Annotated in this window: 16 protein-coding genes and 1 tRNA gene; 9 read left to right on the plus strand and 8 right to left on the minus strand. The window is 64.6% G+C overall.

The features are described 5' to 3' along the window. A complete protein-coding gene (locus EV580_RS16800; RefSeq protein ID WP_133692356.1) occupies window positions 1-870 on the plus strand; it encodes an AraC family transcriptional regulator in 870 nt (289 codons plus the stop codon). Here EV580_RS16800 and EV580_RS16805 read toward each other — a convergent pair whose 3' ends face one another. From EV580_RS16805 to aceE, 7 genes are all read right to left on the minus strand, one after another. After that, window positions 871-2,292: an acyl-CoA carboxylase subunit beta gene (locus tag EV580_RS16805; protein WP_133692357.1), complete on the minus strand. Its 1,422-nt coding sequence runs from the start codon at window positions 2,290-2,292 to the stop codon at window positions 871-873. It lies immediately after the preceding gene. 42 nt (window positions 2,293-2,334) lie between these two features. Further along, complete coding sequence (gene kasB / locus EV580_RS16810; RefSeq protein WP_166654751.1) at window positions 2,335-3,597, minus strand: 3-oxoacyl-ACP synthase KasB; 1,263 nt, start codon at window positions 3,595-3,597, stop codon at window positions 2,335-2,337. Window positions 3,598-3,629: 32 nt separating this feature from the next. Then, entirely contained in the window at window positions 3,630-4,880 is a 1,251-nt protein-coding gene (gene kasA, locus EV580_RS16815) for a 3-oxoacyl-ACP synthase KasA (RefSeq protein WP_133692358.1), read from the minus strand. Then, entirely contained in the window at window positions 4,877-5,173 is a 297-nt protein-coding gene (gene acpM, locus EV580_RS16820) for a meromycolate extension acyl carrier protein AcpM (RefSeq protein WP_005144687.1), read from the minus strand. Before acpM ends, kasA begins: the two co-directional genes overlap by 4 nt. Window positions 5,174-5,250: 77 nt before the next feature. Beyond that, window positions 5,251-6,171, minus strand: a complete 921-nt coding sequence (locus EV580_RS16825; RefSeq protein WP_133693098.1) for an ACP S-malonyltransferase — start codon at window positions 6,169-6,171, stop codon at window positions 5,251-5,253. Window positions 6,172-6,322: 151 nt separating this feature from the next. After that, on the minus strand, window positions 6,323-7,603 hold the full coding sequence (locus EV580_RS16830; protein WP_133692359.1) for a PucR family transcriptional regulator: 1,281 nt from the start codon (window positions 7,601-7,603) through the stop codon (window positions 6,323-6,325). A gap of 49 nt (window positions 7,604-7,652) precedes the next feature. After that, window positions 7,653-10,442, minus strand: a complete 2,790-nt coding sequence (gene aceE, locus EV580_RS16835) for a pyruvate dehydrogenase (acetyl-transferring), homodimeric type (RefSeq protein ID WP_133692360.1) — start codon at window positions 10,440-10,442, stop codon at window positions 7,653-7,655. Window positions 10,443-10,538: 96 nt separating this feature from the next. On the opposite strand from aceE, the gene EV580_RS16840 reads away from it, so the two are divergent. The 8 genes from EV580_RS16840 (at window position 10,539) to EV580_RS16875 (ending at window position 18,899) form a co-directional block, all read left to right on the plus strand. Further along, entirely contained in the window at window positions 10,539-11,162 is a 624-nt protein-coding gene (locus EV580_RS16840; RefSeq protein ID WP_133692361.1) for an Rv2240c family protein, read from the plus strand. Window positions 11,163-11,245: 83 nt separating this feature from the next. Then, entirely contained in the window at window positions 11,246-11,671 is a 426-nt protein-coding gene (locus EV580_RS16845; protein WP_133692362.1) for a DUF3052 domain-containing protein, read from the plus strand. Next, window positions 11,668-12,126 carry a peroxiredoxin gene (locus tag EV580_RS16850; protein ID WP_133692363.1) on the plus strand — a complete coding sequence of 153 codons (459 nt, stop codon included), beginning with the start codon at window positions 11,668-11,670 and terminating at the stop codon, window positions 12,124-12,126. The genes EV580_RS16845 and EV580_RS16850 overlap by 4 nt, the downstream gene beginning before the upstream one ends. Before the next feature lie 13 nt (window positions 12,127-12,139). After that, window positions 12,140-12,214 (plus strand) — tRNA-Val (locus EV580_RS16855). Between the two features lie 363 nt (window positions 12,215-12,577). Continuing rightward, entirely contained in the window at window positions 12,578-13,930 is a 1,353-nt protein-coding gene (locus EV580_RS16860; RefSeq protein ID WP_133692364.1) for a hypothetical protein, read from the plus strand. Continuing rightward, complete coding sequence (locus EV580_RS16865; protein ID WP_133692365.1) at window positions 13,927-16,896, plus strand: ATP-binding protein; 2,970 nt, start codon at window positions 13,927-13,929, stop codon at window positions 16,894-16,896. The genes EV580_RS16860 and EV580_RS16865 overlap by 4 nt, the downstream gene beginning before the upstream one ends. Continuing rightward, the gene (locus tag EV580_RS16870) at window positions 16,893-18,428 is read left to right on the plus strand and encodes a pentapeptide repeat-containing protein (RefSeq protein ID WP_133692366.1); all 1,536 of its coding nucleotides are present in this window, start codon (window positions 16,893-16,895) and stop codon (window positions 18,426-18,428) included. Before EV580_RS16865 ends, EV580_RS16870 begins: the two co-directional genes overlap by 4 nt. A 57-nt stretch (window positions 18,429-18,485) precedes the next feature. After that, the gene (locus EV580_RS16875; protein ID WP_133692367.1) at window positions 18,486-18,899 is read left to right on the plus strand and encodes a VOC family protein; all 414 of its coding nucleotides are present in this window, start codon (window positions 18,486-18,488) and stop codon (window positions 18,897-18,899) included. On the opposite strand, the gene EV580_RS16880 is transcribed toward EV580_RS16875, so the two are convergent. Continuing rightward, the gene (locus EV580_RS16880) at window positions 18,896-19,954 is read right to left on the minus strand and encodes a YHYH protein (protein ID WP_166654752.1); all 1,059 of its coding nucleotides are present in this window, start codon (window positions 19,952-19,954) and stop codon (window positions 18,896-18,898) included. The genes EV580_RS16875 and EV580_RS16880 overlap by 4 nt on opposite strands. Window positions 19,955-19,964 lie beyond the last annotated feature (10 nt).

A 19,964-nucleotide genomic window follows, 5' to 3' on the forward strand; every position in this document is an offset into this window, starting at 1 on the left:
ATGGAGAGCCAGCTGGCCGAGATGCGTGCGCTGATCGCGGCTCACGCCACCGCGGACATGCGCACCGCGATCGACGGCCTCTTGCTGTCCGAGGAAGCGGCATCGGTGACGCCGGACTACTCGCTGACCGAACCGCTGGTCGTGGTGCTGGCCCAGGGCGGCAAACGCCTGCTGCTCGGCGACGAGGTCCACGAGTATCGCGCGGGGCAATGCCTGGTGGTGACCGCCGATCTCCCGGTGACCGGACACTTCATCGGTGACGAGCCGTCGCTGGGTATGGCGCTGGTGCTGCGGCCCGCGGTGGTCGCCGGTCTGGTGTTGCAGGCGCCGGCCGGGCGTTGGGCTCGGGGCACGGCCGGCCACTCGGCGATGTCGACAGCCGATGCCGATACCGAGCTGCTCGATGCGGTGCTGCGCCTGCTGAGGCTGCTCGAAAAGCCCTTGGATGCACCGATTCTGGCACCCATGATCGAGCGCGAGATCATCTGGCGACTGCTGACCGGGCCGCAGGGAAAAACCGTCCGACAGATCGGCCTGGCCGACAGCAATCTGTCCTACGTCAGCAGGGCGATCGGCTGGATTCGGGAGAACTACGCCGAGCCGATGCGCATCGACGAACTGGCGCAGGTGGCCGGGATGAGCCCGTCGACGTTCCATCGGCACTTCCGTGCCGTGACCGCCATGAGCCCCTTGCAATTTCAGAAGCGCATTCGGCTGCAGCAGGCGCGCTCGATGCTCGTCACCGCGCCCGCTGACATCGCGGGCATCGGGCATCGCGTCGGCTACGACAGCCCGTCGCAATTCACCCGCGAGTACCGCAGACTGTTCGGCGCCCCGCCGGGACGGGACGCCGAACGCTTGCGCGCCTGATTACAGCGGGATGTTCTTGTGCCGCCCGCGCCGGGCCGGGGCCTCGGCGAGCGCCTGAGTCAGCTTGCTGCGGGTATGTGCCGGGTCGATCTTCTCGTCGACCACGCCGATCTCGACCGCGCTGTCCACACCGCCGGCGATCCGCTCGTGCTCGGCGGCCAGCTCTTCGTGCAGGGCTTCCCGCTCGTGATCCGGTGCGGCCGCCAGCTTCTTCTTGTGCAGGATGCCGACGGCAGCCTTGGCGCCCATCACGGCGACCTCGGCGTCCGGCCACGCGAACACCTTGGTGGCGCCCAGCGACCGCGAGTTCATCGCAATGTAGGCCCCGCCGTAGATCTTTCGGGTCACCAGCGTCACGCGGGGGACGGTCGCCTCGCCGAAGGCGTGCAGCAGCTTGGCGCCGCGGCGCACAACCCCGCCCCACTCCTGGTCCACACCGGGCAGGTAGCCGGGCACGTCGACGACGACCACCAGCGGGATGCCGAAGGCATCGCACAGCCGGACGAAACGCGCCGATTTCTCGGCACTTTCAGAGTTCAGGCAGCCGCCGAGGCGCAGCGGGTTGTTGGCGATGACGCCGACGGTGCGGCCGGACAGCCGGCCCAGACCGACGACGATCGACGGTGCCCACTTGCCCTGGAATTCCTCGAACGGGGTGTCAGCGTCGAGCAGTGCTTCCACCAGCGGGTGCACGTCGTAGGCGCGGCGGGCCGACTCGGGCAGCAGTGCGTGCAGGTCCGAGTCACCGGCCTCGGCCTTGTCGCGGTCGAAATGACCCTGCTGGGAGAACAATCCGATCAACCGGCGTCCGCGCGCATAGGCGTCGAGCTCGGAGTCGGCGACGATGTGGCAGACACCGGACTTCTTGTGATGGGTGTCAGGGCCGCCGAGCGACGCCATGTCGACGTCCTCGCCGGTGACGCTGCGCACCACGTCGGGTCCGGTGACGAACACCCGGCCCTCCTCGGCCATGATGACGACGTCGGTGAGTGCCGGACCGTAAGCGGCGCCGCCGGCGGCGAAGCCGACCACGACCGAAATCTGCGGGATGTAGCCCGATGCGCGGATCATCGCCTCGAAGACCTGGCCCACCGCGTGCAGCGCCTTGACGCCCTCGGCCAGCCGCGCACCGCCGGAGTGCCAGATACCCACGATCGGGCTCTGCTCCTCGATGGCGGTGTCGTAGGAGTTGACGATGTGCTGGCAGCCCTCGACTCCCATGGCGCCGCCCATGACGGTGCCGTCGGTGCAGAAGGCGATGGTGCGTACGCCGTTGACGGTGCCGGCGGCGGCCAGCACACCCGACCGGTCACGCTCGTGCAGCAGTTCGACGCTGCCGTCGTCGAAGAACGTCGACAGCCGCAGCAGCGGGTCGCGTGGGTCGAGTGATTCGCCGACAGTCTCAGGGGCGATAGCAGTCATCTAAACCTCCATTGTGTGCAACGCGGATGCGCTTCGAGACGTTCAGTACTTCCCGAAGGCGATCGCGACGTTGTGACCACCGAATCCGAATGAGTTGTTGATCGCGTACTGGTAGTTGCCTGACCGGGGTTCGCCGGCCACCACGTCCAGATCGATCTCCGGATCGAGGTTGCGCAGGTTGAGCGTGGGCGGCACGATGCCGTCACGCAGCGCCAGCACGGTGAGGATCGACTCCACCGCGCCCACGGCACCCACCGAGTGGCCCAGCGCCGATTTGGGCGCGTAGACCGGCGGACGGTGGTTGCCGAGCGCATTGTCGATCGCCTTGGCCTCCGCGACATCGCCCACCTGGGTGCCCGTCGCGTGGGCGTTGACATGATCGATGTCGGTGGGCTGCAGACCCGCGAGCTGGATTGCCCGCGTGATCGCGTGACCCGCCTGTTCACCGTTGGGATCGGGTGCCACGATGTGGTACCCGTCCGAGGTGATGCCTGCCCCCATGATGCGCGCGAGGATATTGGCCCCGCGCGCCTTTGCGTGCTCTTCGGTTTCGATGATCATCATCGCGCCGCCCTCACCGAAGACGAACCCGTTGCGGTCCTTGTCGAACGGTCGGCAGGCGCCGGCCGGGTTGTCGTTGGTGGTGGACAACACAATTCGCATCTGGGCGAAGCCCGCGATCGGCACGGCCTCGATCTTGGTCTCGACGCCACCGCAGATCGCGATATCGGCTTCGCCGAGGACGATCTGCCGCCACGCCTGCGCGATGGCCTCCGAGCCAGAGGCACAAGCCGAGACCGGAGTGATGACCCCGGCCTTCGCCTTGAGTTCCAGCCCGACGGCCGCCGCGGCGGCGTTGGGCATGTACATCTGGACCGCCAACGGTGACACCGCTCGTAAACCCTTGGCGCGCATGGCCTCGTAGGCGTACAGCAGCTCCTCGGAGGAGCCGATGCCGGTGCCGAGGGCCACCATCAACCGCTTGCCGTCCACCTCCGGTGAGCCGGCGTTCTGCCAAGCCCGCCGTCCGATGACGGTGGCCATCTTCTGCAGATACGACATCCTGCGCAGTTCGACCCGCGTCAGCTCACCGTCGAAATCTTCGAGAAGGTGTCCTCCGATGCGGACCGGCAGGTCGTACAACTCGACGAAGTCGTCGTCGAGAAGCCGAATCCCGCTTTGACCGTCCAGCAACCGTTTCCAGGTGCCTTCGGCGTCGGATGCCAGGGCGGTCGTCATCGCAACTCCGGTGACGACCACGTTGGGGAAGCCATTCCCCGTTGACAATTTCGTCAACCCTGCCATTGCTTCCTGCTTGTCCTTTCCCCCCGGAACGGTCAGTAGCGCCCGAACGCCAGCGCTACGTTGTGTCCTCCAAACCCGAACGAGTTGTTGATCGCGTACTGGTAGTCGCCGTAACGCGGTTCGCCCGCAACGACATCCAGTTCGATCTCCGGATCAGGCGTCTCATAGTTCAGTGTCGGAGGGATGACGCCGTCACGCAGTGCGAGCACCGTGAGCGCCGACTCCAGAGCGCCGACGGCACCGATGGAGTGGCCCAGCGCCGACTTCGGCGCATAGACCGCGGCCTTCTCGCATCCGGCGACCCGAAGCGCGTTGGCCTCGGCCGTGTCACCGATCGGGGTGGCCGTTCCGTGTGCGTTGACGTGGTCGATGTCCGCCGGCGACAAGCCCGCCGTCTCCATCGCCCGCTTCATCGCCGCGCCTGCGCGCAGACCGTCCGGTGACGGAGCCACCATGTGGAAGGCATCCGAGGTGATGCCCGCACCCATGAGCCGGGCCAGCGGCTTGGCGCCACGGGCCTTGGCGTGCTCCTCGGTCTCGATGATCATCATGCAGCCGGCCTCGCCGAAGACGAACCCGTCGCGATCTTTGTCGAACGGGCGCGACGCACCCGCGGGATCGTCGTTGCGCGTCGACATCGCGCGCATCATCGAGAACGCCGCGATCGGCAACGCCTCAATGGTGCCCTCGACACCGCCGACGACGGCGAAGTCCGCGTCGCCCATGACGATCTGCCGCCATCCGTGCGCGATGGCCTCCGACCCGGACGAGCACGCCGACACCGGGGTGATGACCCCGGCGCGGGCGCCCAGTTCCAGGCCGGCGACCGCGGCCGCACCATTCGGCATGACCATCTGAACGGCCAGCGGCGAGACCTTGCGGATCCCGCCCTCGTTCATCGCGTCGTAGGTCTCGACGATCTTCTCGCCGCCACCCAGACCCGTGCCGATCACCACCGCGAAGCGGTCCGGGTCGACCTCGGGCTTACCCGAGTTCTCCCACAGCCGTCGGGACAGCACCAGAGACATGCGTTGCACGTAGGAATTGCGACGCAGTTCGACACGGGTGAGGTGGGTGTCCATGTCCTCGACGAGGTGGCCGCCGATACGGACCGGCAGGTCCCACTTGTCGACGAACTCGTCCTCGAGAATGCGGATGCCGCTGTCGCCTGCCAACAGGCCCTTCCACGTGCTCTCGATGTCCGTGGCGAGCGCCGTGGTGGCCTCGACGGCGGTCACGACAACGCTAGGGAAACCGCCGTTAGCAGTGGAAGGCCTGCTCATTCGCCCGCGAACTTCTCGCGCAGGGCGGCAGCAGCCTCCGGGTTCTCTTCTTCGAGCTTCTGGATGTAGGAGACGACGTCACCCACGGTGCGCAGACCGGCGAGGTCCTCGTCCGGGATCTTCACGCCGTACTTGTCCTCGGTCTGGACGGCGATCTCCACCATCGACAGCGAGTCGATGTCGAGGTCGTCGACGAACGACTTCTCCGGGGTGACCTCGGAGGGCTCGATACCGGTCACTTCTTCGATGATCTCGGCGAGACCGGCGATGATTTCATCCTGAGAGGCGGGCACAGTGGCTCCTTCGTAATTGGTTGTGTTGCTTGGTGTTACGTGTTTTATGTGGTTGTCCTGGTCGGACGCCGGCTGGGTTACAGCTCGGTGAGTCCGTCCAGATCTGCGGGGGTCTTGATCGCACGGTTGGCGACCCCCCGAAGTTCTCGTTTGGCGATTCCGGCCAGAGTCCCCGCGGGCGGGAACTCCACGATCGCCGAGCCCTCTGCGTTCTCAAAGAGCTGCCGCATGGTTTCGGTGCACAGATCCCAGCGCACCGGGCGGGTCAATTGCGCGACGAGCTTCTCCATCGCGTCTGCTGCAGAAGTTACCGGCTGACCGTCGGCGTTGCTCAGCAGCGTGGTGGTCGGCTCGCCGGTGGCGACTCCGGCCGCCGCGGCAGCATAGCCGTCGAGCGCGGAGGCCATGTAGTGCGTGTGGAAAGCACCTGCGGTGGCCAGCTGGCGCACCCGGGCCTTGGCGGGCGGGTCCTCGGCCAGCTTCTCCAGGGCCGCGACCGCTCCGGCGGCCACGATCTGGCCGGCGGCGTTGCGGTTGGCCGGGACCAGGTCGAGGGCTTCGAGGCGGGCCAGCACTTCGGCCTCGTCGCCGCCCAGGATGGCCGACATGCCGGTGGGCTCGACCGCGCAGGCCTTGGCCATCTCGGCGCCGCGAACGGCGGCCAGCTTGACCGCGTCGTCGGCGGAGATGACGCCGGCGATGGCGTAGGCCGCGATCTCGCCGACAGAGTGGCCGGCGACGACGGTCTTCTTGTCGGCCAGCAGACCGCGCTTGACCAGCTCGGCGTTGGCCAGCAGGGTTGCGGCCACGACCAGGGGCTGGGTGACCGCGGTGTCGGTGATCTCGTCAGCCGTTGCGGTGGTGCCCAGCCGGGCGAGATCCAGGCCGGCGATGTCCGACCAGGTCTTGATCTGATCGGCAGCGCCGGGCAGCTCGAGCCATTCGGCGAGCATTCCGGGGGTCTGCGAGCCCTGCCCAGGGGCGAGCAGTGCGATCACGGGTTCTTGAGGCACTCATTAAGAAAACATTGTGAAACCGGATTTGCGCGGTGTAAGAGATTATGAACCTTGTCTTATGTTTTTGTGGAGGTCCTACAAAAGTGCATGTGATGCGACTCCGCTGATACCTGGCCGCAATCTTGGTCGGCTCTTAATTGACACCTGTGGTACCGACCAGCGGCGGTGTGAGCTGTGCAACAGAACTGTTTGCCGTGGTGTGGGCGGGCGCTGGGTAGCCAAGGCGACCCACCGTGGAGGCCACCCTCAGGACGTACGCGTCGCGCGGCAGGGTGGGATCGCGGCCGGTGAAATCGGCGATCCGGCGCAGTCGATAGCGAACCGTATTTGGATGAACGAACAGTTTTCTGGCGCAAGCTTCGATCGCACCGCCGCTGTCGAGGAAGGCGTCCAACGTCTCGCTGAGCGCGGGCCCGGCGTCGGCGAGCGGCCGCATGATCTCGGTGTGCAACGCGGTGACGGCCGAGGGGTCGCCCAGAAGTGCGCGCTCGGGCAACAACTCTCGGGCCAGGACCGGCCGCGGTGCACCGCTCCAGCCGGCGACGGCGTTCATCCCTGAGATCGCCTCGGTGGCGCTGTGATGGGCCGCGGTCAGCATCGGTGCGGTCGGCCCGATCACGACCGGGCTGTCGGCGAAAGCGTTGATCAGGTCGTTGAAGAACTTGTCGGTCGGGGCGAGCGGGCCGGAGATGATTCCGATCAGCCAGGTGCCGTGCACGTCGGCCAGTGCCGAGCGGCCGTGCCGGGCGGCGATCTCGCGGACGTCTTCGCCGGCCAGTTCCTCCCGGCCTTCCGGCGGGGTGCCGACGACCACGGTGGCCGGGGCGGTCGTGTCCCAGTTCAGGGCGGCGGCCCGGGACAGTAATTCCGGGCCGGTGTCGCCGCGGACGACGGCGTCGACGACGCTCGCCTCGATCCGGCTGTCCCAGGATCCGCGGGCCTCGGCGGCGTCGGCATACGAGGATGCGGCCGCGAAGGCCAGATCGCGGCTGTAGCGCAGGATGCCGACCGACAGGGCGACCCGCTGCTCCTCGTTGCGGCCCAACGCGGGCACGGCCGCCTCGAAGTACTCCATGCTGACGCGCACCATGTCGACGGTCTGGGCCAGCGCGATGCGACGGGTCAGCTCCTGGGGGACCAGCGCGAACGCCTCGGCGGTGTAGCCCACGTTGCTCAGCGGGTTGCGCACCCACTCGGCGAAGTTGACGACCGCCGTCTGCAGGACGAGCTGGACGCTGGCGCGCTGTGAGGCCTCCAGCTCGGCGAAGAACGGCAGGTGCTCGGTCATGGCCTGGACCGCCTCGGTGGCCAGCCGGCCGGAGTGCTGCTTGAGCCGTCGCAGCGTGGACTCCGGCACGTTCTCGAGGAGCGCCAGGGGCGAACGCGGCTCCGCGAGGGGCTCGTTGTCACGCACCCCTAAAACTTACGCTGTTTTTCTGGTCGTTCTCACCAAATGTGCTGGCCTAGGCGCTCCCGGTATCGACGTAGGAGACCTCGGCCGCCATCACGTCGTCGATCCGGTACTCCCGCGCCGCGGCGATCGCCACCGACGGATCGATCTCGCCGTCGCGGGCCAGCGCCTCCAGGACGGCCACCACCACCGACTCGGCGTCGGTGTTGAAGTAGCGGCGCGCCGCGGGACGGGTGTCGGAGAAGCCGAACCCGTCGGTGCCCAGCGTGACGTAGGTGTTGGGCACCCACGCGCGGATCTGCTCGGGCACCGCGCGCATCCAGTCCGACACCGCGACGACGGGGCCCGCGGTATCGGCGAGCGCCTGCGTCACATAGGGCACGCCGGCGGGACGGTCCGGGTGGCGCAGCAGCTCCTTCTCGACCGACACGCCGTCGCGGTTGAGCTCACCCCAGCTGGTCACCGACCACACGTCGGCGGCGACGTCCCAGCGCTCGGACAGCAGGTCGGCCGCCCGCAGCGCCTCGGGCATCGCCACCCCGGAGGCCAGGATCTGCGCGACGTTCGTGCGCTTCTGGCTCGCGGCCCGGTAGCGGTAGATGCCGCGCAACAGCCCCTCGGGATCGAAGTCGGCCGGCTCAGCCGGCTGAGCGTAGGGCTCGTTGTAGATCGTCATGTAGAAGAAGATGTTCTCGGGGTTCTCGCCATACATCCGCGCCAGGCCGCTCTCCACGATGTAGGCGATCTCGTAGGCGAAAGCCGGGTCATAGGCCACCACAGCGGGATTGGTCGACGCCAGCAGTAGCGAATGACCGTCGGCGTGCTGAAGGCCCTCGCCGGTCAGCGTGGTGCGACCGGCGGTGGCGCCCAACACGAAGCCGCGGGCCATCTGGTCGCAGGCAGCCCACAGGCCGTCGCCGGTGCGCTGGAACCCGAACATCGAATAGAAGATGTAGATCGGGATCATCGGCTCGTTGTGCGTCGAGTACGAGGTGCCGACGGCGGTGAACGACGCCGTCGACCCGGCCTCGTTGATGCCCTCGTGCAGGATCTGGCCGATCTCACTTTCCTTGTAGGCCAACATCAATTCGGCGTCGACGGCGGTGTACAGCTGGCCGTTGCGGTTGTAGATCTTCAGGCTAGGGAACCACGAGTCCATGCCGAACGTGCGCGCCTCGTCGGGAATGATCGGCACGATGCGCGGCCCGATGTTCTTGTCCCGCAACAGTTCTTTGAACGTGCGCACGGTGGCCATGGTGGTGGCCACCTGCTGCTGGCCGGAGCCCTTCTTCAGCGCCTTGTACACATCGCGCGGGGGCAGGGTGAGCGCCTTGGACTTGGTGCGCCGCTCGGGCAGGAAGCCGCCGAGCGCGCGGCGCCGGTCGATCAGGTAGCGGATCTCCGGAGCCTCCGGGCCGGGGTGGTAGTACGGCGGCAGGTACGGGTTCTCTTCGAGCTGCGCGTCCTTGACCGGGATCCGGGTGGCGTCGCGGAATTGCTTAAGGTCCTCCAGCGCAAGCTTTTTCATCTGGTGAGTCGCGTTGCGGCCCTGGAAGTGGGCGCCCAGTGAGTAACCCTTGATGGTCTTGGCCAGGATCACCGTGGGCTGACCCTTGTGCTCCATGGCCGCCCGATAGGCGGCGTAGACCTTGCGGTAGTCGTGCCCGCCGCGCTTGAGATTCCAGATCTCGGAGTCGGTCATCGGCTCGACGAGCGCCTTGGTGCGCGGGTCGCGGCCGAAGAAGTGGTCGCGTACGTAGGCACCGTCGTTGGCCTTGTAGGTCTGGTAGTCACCGTCGGGCGTGGTGTTCATCAGGTTCACCAGCGCGCCGTCCTTGTCGGCGTGCAGCAACGTGTCCCATTCGCGGCCCCACACGACCTTGATGACGTTCCAGCCGGCGCCGCGGAAGAAGGACTCCAGTTCCTGGATGATCTTGCCGTTGCCGCGCACCGGTCCGTCGAGGCGCTGCAGGTTGCAGTTGACGACGAAGGTCAGGTTGTCCAGGGCCTCGTTGGCGGCCACCTGGATCAGGCCGCGGCTCTCGGGCTCGTCCATTTCGCCGTCGCCGAGGAATGCCCACACATGCTGATCGGCGGTGTCCTTGATGCCGCGGTCGTGCAGGTAGTGGTTGAACCGCGCCTGATAGATGGCGTTCATCGGGCCCAGGCCCATCGACACCGTCGGGAACTCCCAGAAGTCGGGCATCAACCGCGGGTGCGGATAGGACGGCAGACCGCCGCCGGGGTGGCTGTGCTCCTGGCGGAAGCCATCGAGCTGGTCGGCGGTCAGCCGGCCCTCGAGGAAGGCGCGGGCATAGATGCCGGGGGAGGCGTGGCCCTGGATGAAGACCTGATCGCCACCGCCGGGGTGGGCCTTGCCGCGGAAGAAATGGTTGAAGCCGACCTCGTAGAGCGCGGCAGAGGAGGCGTAGGTGGAGATGTGGCCGCCGACGCCGACACCGGGGCGCTGCGCGCGGTGCACCATGATCGCGGCGTTCCACCGGATCCAGGAGCGGTAGCGGCGCTCGACCTCTTCGTCACCGGGGAACCAGGGCTCCAACTCGGTGGGAATCGTGTTGACGTAGTCGGTCGAGGTCAGCGCGGGGATTGCGACGCGCTGCTCACCGGCGCGCTCGAGCAGGCGCAGCATCAGATAGCGCGCACGGGCCGGGCCCGAGCGGGCTAGAAGTTCGTCGAACGACTCTAGCCACTCGGCGGTTTCCTCGCCGTCGATGTCGGGCAGATAGGACGCGACGCCCTCGCGGATCACCCGGACACGATCGGATTCGCTTTGACTGCTTGAGTTTTGGGCCAGATCGTGGCGCGCGAACTCGGTGGTCAACTTCAGCTCCTTAGTAGGAGGTGCAGGTTTTGCACCGTCCGCCTCCTATCGTGCCGCAATCAGGGCCGTACCGACGAGTAGTCAACTAGGGGGTTGGTGAATTCCCGGCGCCGCGCCGAGCAGGGCGGTTACCCGGTAACCTCCGGTGCTGTGCTGATCGGAACTGCGCGCGCGCTGCGGATTGGCGGTCTGCTGGTCGGTGGCGCCGCCGCGGTGATGGCCGTCGTCGTCGGCTGCACCTCCGTGACCGGGGGCCAAGCGGGGGTCAATGCCCGCGACGCACCCGCCTACCGGACGTCGATGTCGGTATCGATCTCGGAGTCGGCCGCGTCGTCCAGCGAGCGGGAGTCCGAACGCCAGGCGTCGCTGACCACCCAGGCCATGCACGACACCTGCGAGACGCTGTCCACCTCCAGCGCGGAGGCGATCGACGCGGTCAATGCCTACGTCAGCGCCTTCAACGCGAACTCCGCGGATGTGTCGGCCACCGAGGGCCCTGCGGTGGATTCGCTCAACAAGAGCGCCGATGCCGTCGCCGGTAGCGTCACCGACGCGATCCCCGACGAGCTGAAGGCCGCGTTCAAGGACTGGGTCGACGGGGCCCACGCCACGGCCAGCGCGATCCTGGCCCACGCGGGGCCCGGAGAGTTCAACAGCACCATCCAAGCTCTCAACGACACCAGGTCGAATGCCCTGAGCCTGTGCGACGCGACGTATTGATTCCTACCGCACGGCGAGTATTCGTCGCTGTCGTGCGACGATAGGCCTAGACAGCCGACCCTGATGTGAAGGAGGTTCCGACGGTGGTCGCGGAGGGCGCCCCGAGCTACGCCCAGAAGCTGGGCATCCACAAAGACCAGGTCGTGCAGGAGCTGGGCTGGGACGAGGACACCGACGACGAGATTCGGTTCGCCGTCGAGGACGCCAGCGGCGGGGAACTGCTCGACGAGGATGCTGACGAAGTCGTCGACGTGGTGCTGCTGTGGTGGCGCGACGGTGATGGTGACCTGGTCGACCGGCTGATGGACGCGATCGCGCCGCTGGCCGACGACGGCATCATCTGGGTGGTGACGCCCAAGACCGGCAAGCCCGGCCACGTGCAACCGGCCGAGATTGCCGAATCGGCGCCCACCGCGGGGCTGATGCAGACCTCGTCGGCCAATCTGGGGGATTGGATCGCAAGCCGGTTGGTGCAGCCGAAATCGAAGGCGGCCGGGAGGCATTCGTGACGGTTGGGGTCGGCTCGCCAGCCCCTGACTTCACGCTGAAAGACCAGAACGGCCAGCCCGTCACGCTCAGCTCCTTCCGTGGGGCCAAGAACGTGCTGCTGGTGTTCTTTCCGCTGGCGTTCACCGGAATCTGTCAGGGCGAACTGGATTACGTTCGCGACCATTTGTCGGTGTTCGACAATGACGAGGTGGCGACGCTGGCGATCTCCGTCGGGCCGCCGCCGACGCACAAGATCTGGGCGACGCAGAGCGGATTTCTGTTCCCGGTGCTCTCCGATTTCTGGCCGCACGGCGCGGTCGCCCAGGCCTACGGGGTGTTCAACGAAGCCGCCGGCATTGCCAACCGCGGCACGTTCGTGATCGACCGCGACGGGGTGGTGCGGTTCGCCGAATGCAAGGAACCCGGCGAGGCGCGCGATCAGTCGGTTTGGACGCAGGCGCTGGCTGCCGTGTAACCTGCCCGGGCACGGGCGCGTAGCTCAGTGGTAGAGCTCTGGTTTTACACACCAGCGGTCGGCGGTTCGATACCGTCCGCGCCCACCAAGATTTGCAAGTCAACGCGTCGTCATGCGAGTTGCCGTCTTATTGCGATCGAGGTTCACTACTGATCCATCGATCTAGCATCCGGCGTAGTTTGACTGGCGCCCATCTGGCGGCGCCGCCGACGAAAGTGCAGACGTGTCGCGCAGTTAGTGTCGACTACCCTCCAACGTGCCCCTGTGCTTTGCCTCGGGTGGCGGAATTCGCGCAGATCGCCGGCAAAGCGGACATCCCCGAGTTTGCCGATTGGAATCCTTCTCTGCCCACCGGTCAAGCCCCTTATGCTTGTCCGGCTGCGTCGTGAAGAGGGGCACATCTGACTCGACAACCGTTCGGAGATGCGGGTTTAGTTAGTACGCTTGCGCGATGTCGATTTACGGCGACCATGCCGAGTGGTTGTGGCGGAATATTGCCGCAAACCAAAACCCTTTCCTGCTTGTCGTTGGCGCGGTCGATTCGGGAAAATCGACGTTCTTCCGGGGGCTCGCGCGGGACCAGCCACATCGTGATGGCGGTGTCGTCTATTGCTACTGGGACCTGCTGGAGGCCCCCGGAGCTACGACGCCTGAGAAATTTCGAGAAAGGCTGACAGATGTCCTCGATCTTGATGACCAAATTCAACCGATAGCGACTATGGCAGACCTCGCCGAGCGACTTGAGAAGTGTTATCCCGGCATGCGCGTCGCCCTCGTCCTAGATCACTGGGATCAAGCCCGCGAGTCGGCTGAGTCCTGCATCGACGTCGACTCGTTGGAAGAACTGCAGAACTACGTCGACCGAAGTCAACGGCATTTTGGTAACCGGTTCACTTCGAGGCTCGGTTTGCTTCTCGTATCGCGCATGCCGAGCGCGGCGGTGCTGCTCGACCACGTCAGGGCGAACCACGAACGGCCGGGATTCCTCCGACTATCGCGTGACCTCGACAGGAGGCTGCGTCATATTGTCACCTTTCCCTTTCTGACGAAGGCACACGCTGCCGAGTTGCTCGCGGAGCGCGGACACGGAGCCGACGGCGATCTTCTTGAACTGTGCGGCGGCTGGATTGGTCTGCTGCTGGCGGCGGTCGACAGCAGCGAAGTTGGTGATCCCGACGGACTGGCCTCCGCCGTGAGTCGGCTATTGACCAAGTCGGTACTGCCCGCGGTTGCGGCTCGTACCCAGCTGTCGCAGCGGGAGGCATGGTCGTTCGTACTGCGCGATATCGCTTCTGGAGCCGACCAATTCAGTAAGTACGCCCTGCCTTCCCGGTTCGCGACCGGCGCCACACCGAGCCGGTTGAGCCGACTTCCCGCCGCGCTGCTCAATTACCAGCACCCAGCACCTCTCATGATCGTCGACGTGCTGTGGCTCAACGATCTCGTAGAGAGCCTCGACGTTGACAAGCAACGGCGCGGTGACATCACCTTGACCATCGTCGATACGGTCAGAGACCGCTACGGCATTTCTGTCGAGATGGTTCAACATTGGGCGCCGTTGCAGCCGGCGATCGTCATTTCTGACATTCGCACGAAAGTTGTCGTCCTATCGAATAGATGGTCGTCGATAGTGTCGAATTCGCGGCAATTTGAGGACTTGATCGTTGTAACCGCTTCCAACGATCTTGCGATCGGAGTGGCAGGAGCTTTGGCCGAAGCGTTCGGGGTCGACGGGATCGACTTGCTGGCGTACAGCACGTCAACCCTCTTACCTGCCAATGCCAACTTGGAAGGAAAAGAATGACTGAACGGCATCGGAAAACCAACTCTCCGTCCGGTATTCGACGTGACGATGTCGGCCTTTGGTTCTTCCGCTTGAGCCGCAGACGGCGGGAGAAATTCAACTACACACCGTCGCGACAACGAAACGAAGGGCCCTTTGTCACCGATGCGCAGTGCATAGGTGTCCACGACGCGTCGAAGAATCGCGTAGTGCTCGTCGAAACTGAATCCGGGGTATTGGCCGGGCACCGCTTCCGGAAACCGGGTGAGGACAGGGATCGCATCCACAACAATTCGGTCGTCGAGCACCTCACCAAGACCATCCGCAACCTCGAGGCGAACGTCGACGCCGGGACGCCGTCGTGTCGCGTGTACACGAGTCATGACAACGAATGGCGCAGCGCCAAGATCGTCGACCTGGATGATCGATTCGTCATCTCCGATATCGCAATGCAAATCGCGGAAGCAGATCCGACGACCTTTCACATCGAGATCGAAATCTCCTTCACGCCGGACAGCAGGGTGGTTGTCTCATATTGGCCGCGTGGGGCGACGCGAACGTATTCGTTGGAGAACTGCATCGACGACGTGTTGTACCACCTTGGGACGCTCGATTTTATTCCCAAGCTGACCGTGCTCGGTACCGTGGTTATCGACGTCGAGCCCGATAGCCTAGACCTCGACGACGCTCGCGCGTCGACGACCGAGTTGTGCGGAAACCTCCTCGACGATCCTACGGAAGCCGATGACGGGTATGAGGACGCGCTTCTGTTGATTCAACAATTGTTGATGCAACCACTCGATGACAATCGCGTCTCCTGGTTGACCCGCACTTACCGGCCCGACTTCGCTCGGATGGTTGGCCTGCGGCAGGGCGAGCCCGTGGTAGGGATCCTCGCTGCCGAGCAGCTAGTGCAGGTCGCCTCCAGTGGGATGGCGACGGATCCGGAAGTTGACAATGTCGACGCATTCGCCGCGGCGCTGACCCACTACCTCTGCGCGCACGCTGCGGCACATGCTCGGACCGGCCCCGCAGTGATTTCCAGGGTGTGCAACCTGATGACCGAATGGACGACTAGGGAGTCCGTTCGTCCGTACCAGACGAGACTGGCCGTTGACGCCACAAGGCTGTCGCCGGAGGCGATGGATCGCCTTGATGCTCTGGTGATCCGTGCGCCTTGGCTCGAGTCCCTGGTTATCAACCGGCCGCGAGGGCGTGAGGTCCGCATCGAACTATCTGACGACGACCTCGTTGTCACCCTCGCACTCATCCGCCCACGGACCACTTACGTGCGGGCCGGTCACAATGTGAGGAAGGGAGGTACGCCGATCTTCCATGAGCGGTTCGCCACACTCGCTGCCGATGCACTGACGCAACGCTACAAATTGTCGGCCTCGGTGGCGGAAAGCGCTGAGGAACACCCCTGGCTGATTGACTATTTGGCGCGCACCTGTGAGCGTCTTTTCTTCCTGCCGACCGAGGCGAGGCGGGCATTGCAGGTGCTGGCTCCACTTATTTCAGCAGCTGAAGCAGTCGAAAAATACTGTGCCGAAGCGGAATCCAAGATGGCGGTGCTTTCGGACATCGTCACCCTCGTCGACCATCCGCCGAGCTATCCGCCGCGTCTGGTGCTTGTTAACACCAATGCGATGTCGCGAATTGCAGTGGAATGTGGTGGTGTCCCTGCAGAACTCGCCGAGTTTGCTCCAGATGTCGATCTAGCAACCAAGTACGTATCGACTACCCTCCTGCCCCTAGAGTGGAAAACCGCTCCGCCAGAGGTCGAACTGCGGACCTCCACCCAACGGCAGCATGTCGACGTGCCGATACGTGGGTCAATGAGTACGGGAACGCAGGCGGACACCGAGTGGATCGACCCGGCGTTGTTTCGAGGCCGACGCGAGCAACTGGTCCGGTTGCAAAGCGTGATGCGTATGGATCGAACGCTTCGGCCGCCAACCGCCATCTTCGGGCCAAGACGTGCTGGGAAGACCACGCTTGCGGTGCATTCGTGCCGTCTCGGAGTGAAAGGTGAGTATCTTGCCGGGTTCGTCGTTATAGACATGTATAACGACGTGGACGGCACCCGCCCGGATGGTTACAGCAAACGGTTTTCCGCGCTATTGGGTGCTCGTCTGACCGAGGAAGTGGGCGTCGAGTTCAGTCTTACTTCCGATGATCCAATCGACGCGCTCGTCGAACTAGACGCGGCTTTGGCCGGCGCTCTGCCGATTGGCATCGTCCTTGACGAGTTCGACACACTCCTGAGCGCCGAGCCTGATTCCGAATTCCGCAGGCTAGCAACTCGTTTGGGCGGGAGACGCTGGACGAATCTTGTGGTGATCGCGACGGTTCAACGGTTCCATCGCTCGGCCTCAGACTTGCACACGTGGGAATTCGTCGAGTGCCGCGAGGACCTGAGTTGGCGTGACGCGCTCACGTACTTCTGCCCGCCGATACTGGATTGTGAAATCGGCGCACGGGGTGCCTTCTCGCTTACTGCTCCTATCATGTTGCCATCGCTGCTGCGCAGCGTCGTGGAACGAGTGGGTCACCGACCCTATTTCTGGGGTCGAGTACGCAACCAAATCGAAAATCATTTCGTCGCCGAGGGTGGCTACGCGGTGGTGGCCGCAGACCGAGCGCACGAGATCATCGATGCCATCGTGACCGCCGATCCGTTCCTTGCGCTACCTCTTCAGGACACGACTGGAATCCCGCTGGCCGAGTGCCGCCGGCGAGATCTGTTCAGTGATGGCGAGCGTCGCATTCTCGCGTCCTTCGCGTCCGCCGCGCGCCGAGGAATACCACTGACCAGCGCGCAGGAGATTGGTGGTCCGGAGGCGGCGCAGGAGCTCCTAGACCGCGCCTACGTGAAGATGGAAGGTCAGCAGATCGCGATCGCCGTTCCGCTCTTCGCGGAGTTCCTCGCAGTGCACGCCAATGAGTTCGCCTTGTTCGCAGCTGCAGGCGCGGGGACTTCATGACCACCACGTGCGCCGTCGCACTGTGCGGCGCCGATGTGCCGCTCGACGGGGATCGGTGCGTCGTCCATGGTGAGCCGCGGTCGTGGAACAGCTTTCTGAAGACAGTCGCAGACCGCATGCCCGTCACTGGACTGCGCGGCTGTCGGATTGACGACGCGCACTTTCGTGAACTCATGCGTCGCTTGCCTCGCCGGGGCGACAGCCGTGAGATGGTCGATGCGGACTTTACCGGGACGGTATTTGAATCCGCTGCCGAGTTTAACGGGGTCACGTTCACTCGTCACACGAAGTTTGACGGTGCACGCTTTGAAAGCGGCCTGACGATAATCAACTCCAGCATCGCCGACCTCGAGCTCCAAAACGTTGTCGTCATGGATCATTTCGTCGTAGAGCGCCTGGACGCGGAGAGGCTAAACGGCGGAACTCTGACCGTCGATGGATCGGTCGACGTGAAAAAACTCAAGGTCGCGCACGAGTGCATCCTGCCGTCGGTTGCGTGCACAGGTGATGCGGTCATCGAAAAGCTCCATATCGGAGGAACTTTCGATGCGCCCAACGTTGAGGCCCGGTCGTTGCGTATCCAGGGCGTTTTCGAGGGCCGTGCCTCGTTGAGCCTGGCCGCGCCAACCGCCGACCTCAGTAGCTGCGAGTTCTCGGCGCGCGTCGAAGTCTTGGTGCGATCCGGCAGTCTGAACTTCAGCAACGTCAAACTCACTGAGAAGAGCAGCATCTCGGGCGTTTACGGTTCTTCAGAATGTGCAATCGTCGCCATTGCTGGAGTCGACGCATCCAAGCTCGTGCTGCGGAACCTCGACGTCGGGTCCTGCACTTTTGCGCTTGCCGAAAAACTTGATGTGATCACACTTGACGGTGTGCGTTTCGCGCGGGTCAAGAATTGGGGGCGCTCGGGACGCGCGATTGTCGGTGATGAAAAGGCGTGGCGCGTTGCCGGCGGTGCCAATTCGTCGGCGGGTAGCGTTGCGTCGGTCTACGGCGCCTTGCGTACGTCGCTCGAGTCCACGAAGGACGACGCAATCGCGAGCGACTTCTACTACGGCGAAATGGAAATGCGGCGGGCGCAACGGCGCTCTGACGCGTTCTCCAAGTCAGGCGGCAACGGCGCGCGTTCGGCCGCGTTCCTCGACACCGTTCTCATGACGGCCTACTGGCTGATCTCGGGCTACGGCTTGCGGGTTGGGAGAGCGCTGAGCGTCTTCATCCTGCTGGTTATCGGATGCGGCATCTTGATCGCGTTGGTCGGTTATCCACCCGTGAAGGATGCCTATGTGCCCGATGGGATCGCACCCTCCGGTGAGCTAATGTACCGACTCGACCATCCTCACCAGAACTCCGCCAGGGAGAACATTCCGCAGGCGCTGAACTTGGCCGCGCAGTCCTCCGTTTCGCTGCTGACCTCGACAGCAAATGCCCTGACCCCGGTTGGAAGCTGGATCGTGCTGTTACTGCGCTTCGCTGGGCCGATCATCCTGGGCCTGGCGCTGCTCGCAGTGCGCAATAAATTCCGTCGTTAGGGCAGAACTGGTCTGACGCGCCGACCAAGATTTCAGGTCGGCGATAGCATCCGCATCATGCGGCTCGATCACGTCGTCTTGTGGGTCAAAGACTCCGACGTCGCCATGGACTTCTACACCCGTGTCGTCGGACTCGAGCCTGTTCGCTTTGACGAATTCCGAAATGGCGAGGCGCCGTTCCCCAGCGTGCGGGTGTCCGAGGATTCGATCATCGATCTGTCGCCCGTCGATAAGGCCGCCGGCACCGAGACCATGACCCACGTCGCGGGCAGTGCCGGACACACCGTCAACCACGTCTGCCTGGCGATGACCAAGGCCGAATACGACGCACTCGATCAGCGCCTGCAGGCCGAGGGCATCGACACCAGCGCCCGGCTGGCCCCCACCTTCGGTGCTCGCGGATGGGGGCCAGAGGGCATGTACTTCCCGGACCCCGACGGCAACGTCATCGAGGCCCGTTACTACGACTAGTGGCCCATCCCCGGCATGCTCGCCGCCATCGGCTGGCCGAGCGTCGGCACCACGGTATTGGCCACATTCGCTGGATCGACCACACCCCGGAAGCAGCCCACCGAGTACGGATACTCGCTGTTGAGCACGTAGTGATAGATGTTCTGGATCTTGCCGTCCCACATCACCGGTGACGTCGTGCCGTGGCATTCGTCCAACTGGGCGTTGGTGATCTCCTTGCCGTCGGCGCCCCGCGGCCCGTAGATGCCGAACCCGTCCAGCGCGTAGCCGAGCAGCGGCGACGGGCCGCTGGTCCCGTTCGGCAGGCACTTCCACGAGAACGCGTGCAGGTGATACTGCTGGCTGTACGGATGCCCGAAGCATTGATCCAGCGGCAGAATCGAAATCGGGTTGTACCAGGCTGTGCCCGATGCATTTGCGATTTCGGCATGCCACACCGTTCCGGTGAGCGTGACACCGGTGATCAAATACTGGATTGCCTGCGGGGTGCTCAAGTACTTCGGCGCGATGGGCACTTTGATGTCGAGATTATAGGGAGAAATGCCAATGGCAGCGGCATTCGGATAGGGCTGCCCAAATCCGGGTGTGCCCGGTGTGGTGTTAGTGCCACCGGGTGCTCCCGCGTAATAGGGATAGGCCGGAGTGCCGGACTGCACAGGGCCGAATTTTCCCATCGGCGTACTGGGCAGGCCATTGCCCTTGAAGTAGCGATAGTTCTTGTCCGAGGTGACCTTGAAGACGCTGCCGCGGGGATCGATGTCCTTGGCCGTCACATTTCCGCTCACCGTGGGCAGCTTCGCGATCACGATCGAATTGCTCGCCGAATCCACCCAGGGCAGGGTGCTGGTCTGCAATGTGGTGCCCGGCGGGATCACCACCGAGAACAGTTGGCCCCCAACGTAAATCCCGCCCTTCTGCGGTGTGAAGATGCTGAGGTTGGGTGCGGAGTTGCCCACCGAAATCGGGGCCACCGCGGATGCCGGCGCGGCCGCCGACGTGGCAGCGACCAGCACTCCGGTGAACAGCGCAGCGGTCGCGCTCTTACTGCGAATCATCATGGGATCC

It is taken from the genome of Mycobacterium sp. BK086 (assembly GCA_004362315.1).
Lineage (GTDB): Bacteria > Actinomycetota > Actinomycetes > Mycobacteriales > Mycobacteriaceae > Mycobacterium.

Coding starts and splice junctions, on each gene's coding strand:
- EV580_RS16870 (WP_133692366.1), top strand. CDS start 16,893: ATGACCACCACGTGCGCCGTCGCACTGTGCGGCGCCGATGTGCCGCTC.
- EV580_RS16880 (WP_166654752.1), bottom strand. CDS start 19,954: ATGATTCGCAGTAAGAGCGCGACCGCTGCGCTGTTCACCGGAGTGCTG.
- EV580_RS16860 (WP_133692364.1), top strand. CDS start 12,578: ATGTCGATTTACGGCGACCATGCCGAGTGGTTGTGGCGGAATATTGCC.
- EV580_RS16805 (WP_133692357.1), bottom strand. CDS start 2,292: ATGACTGCTATCGCCCCTGAGACTGTCGGCGAATCACTCGACCCACGC.
- kasA (WP_133692358.1), bottom strand. CDS start 4,880: ATGAGCAGGCCTTCCACTGCTAACGGCGGTTTCCCTAGCGTTGTCGTG.
- EV580_RS16865 (WP_133692365.1), top strand. CDS start 13,927: ATGACTGAACGGCATCGGAAAACCAACTCTCCGTCCGGTATTCGACGT.
- kasB (WP_166654751.1), bottom strand. CDS start 3,597: ATGGCAGGGTTGACGAAATTGTCAACGGGGAATGGCTTCCCCAACGTG.
- EV580_RS16800 (WP_133692356.1), top strand. CDS start 1: ATGGAGAGCCAGCTGGCCGAGATGCGTGCGCTGATCGCGGCTCACGCC.
- EV580_RS16875 (WP_133692367.1), top strand. CDS start 18,486: ATGCGGCTCGATCACGTCGTCTTGTGGGTCAAAGACTCCGACGTCGCC.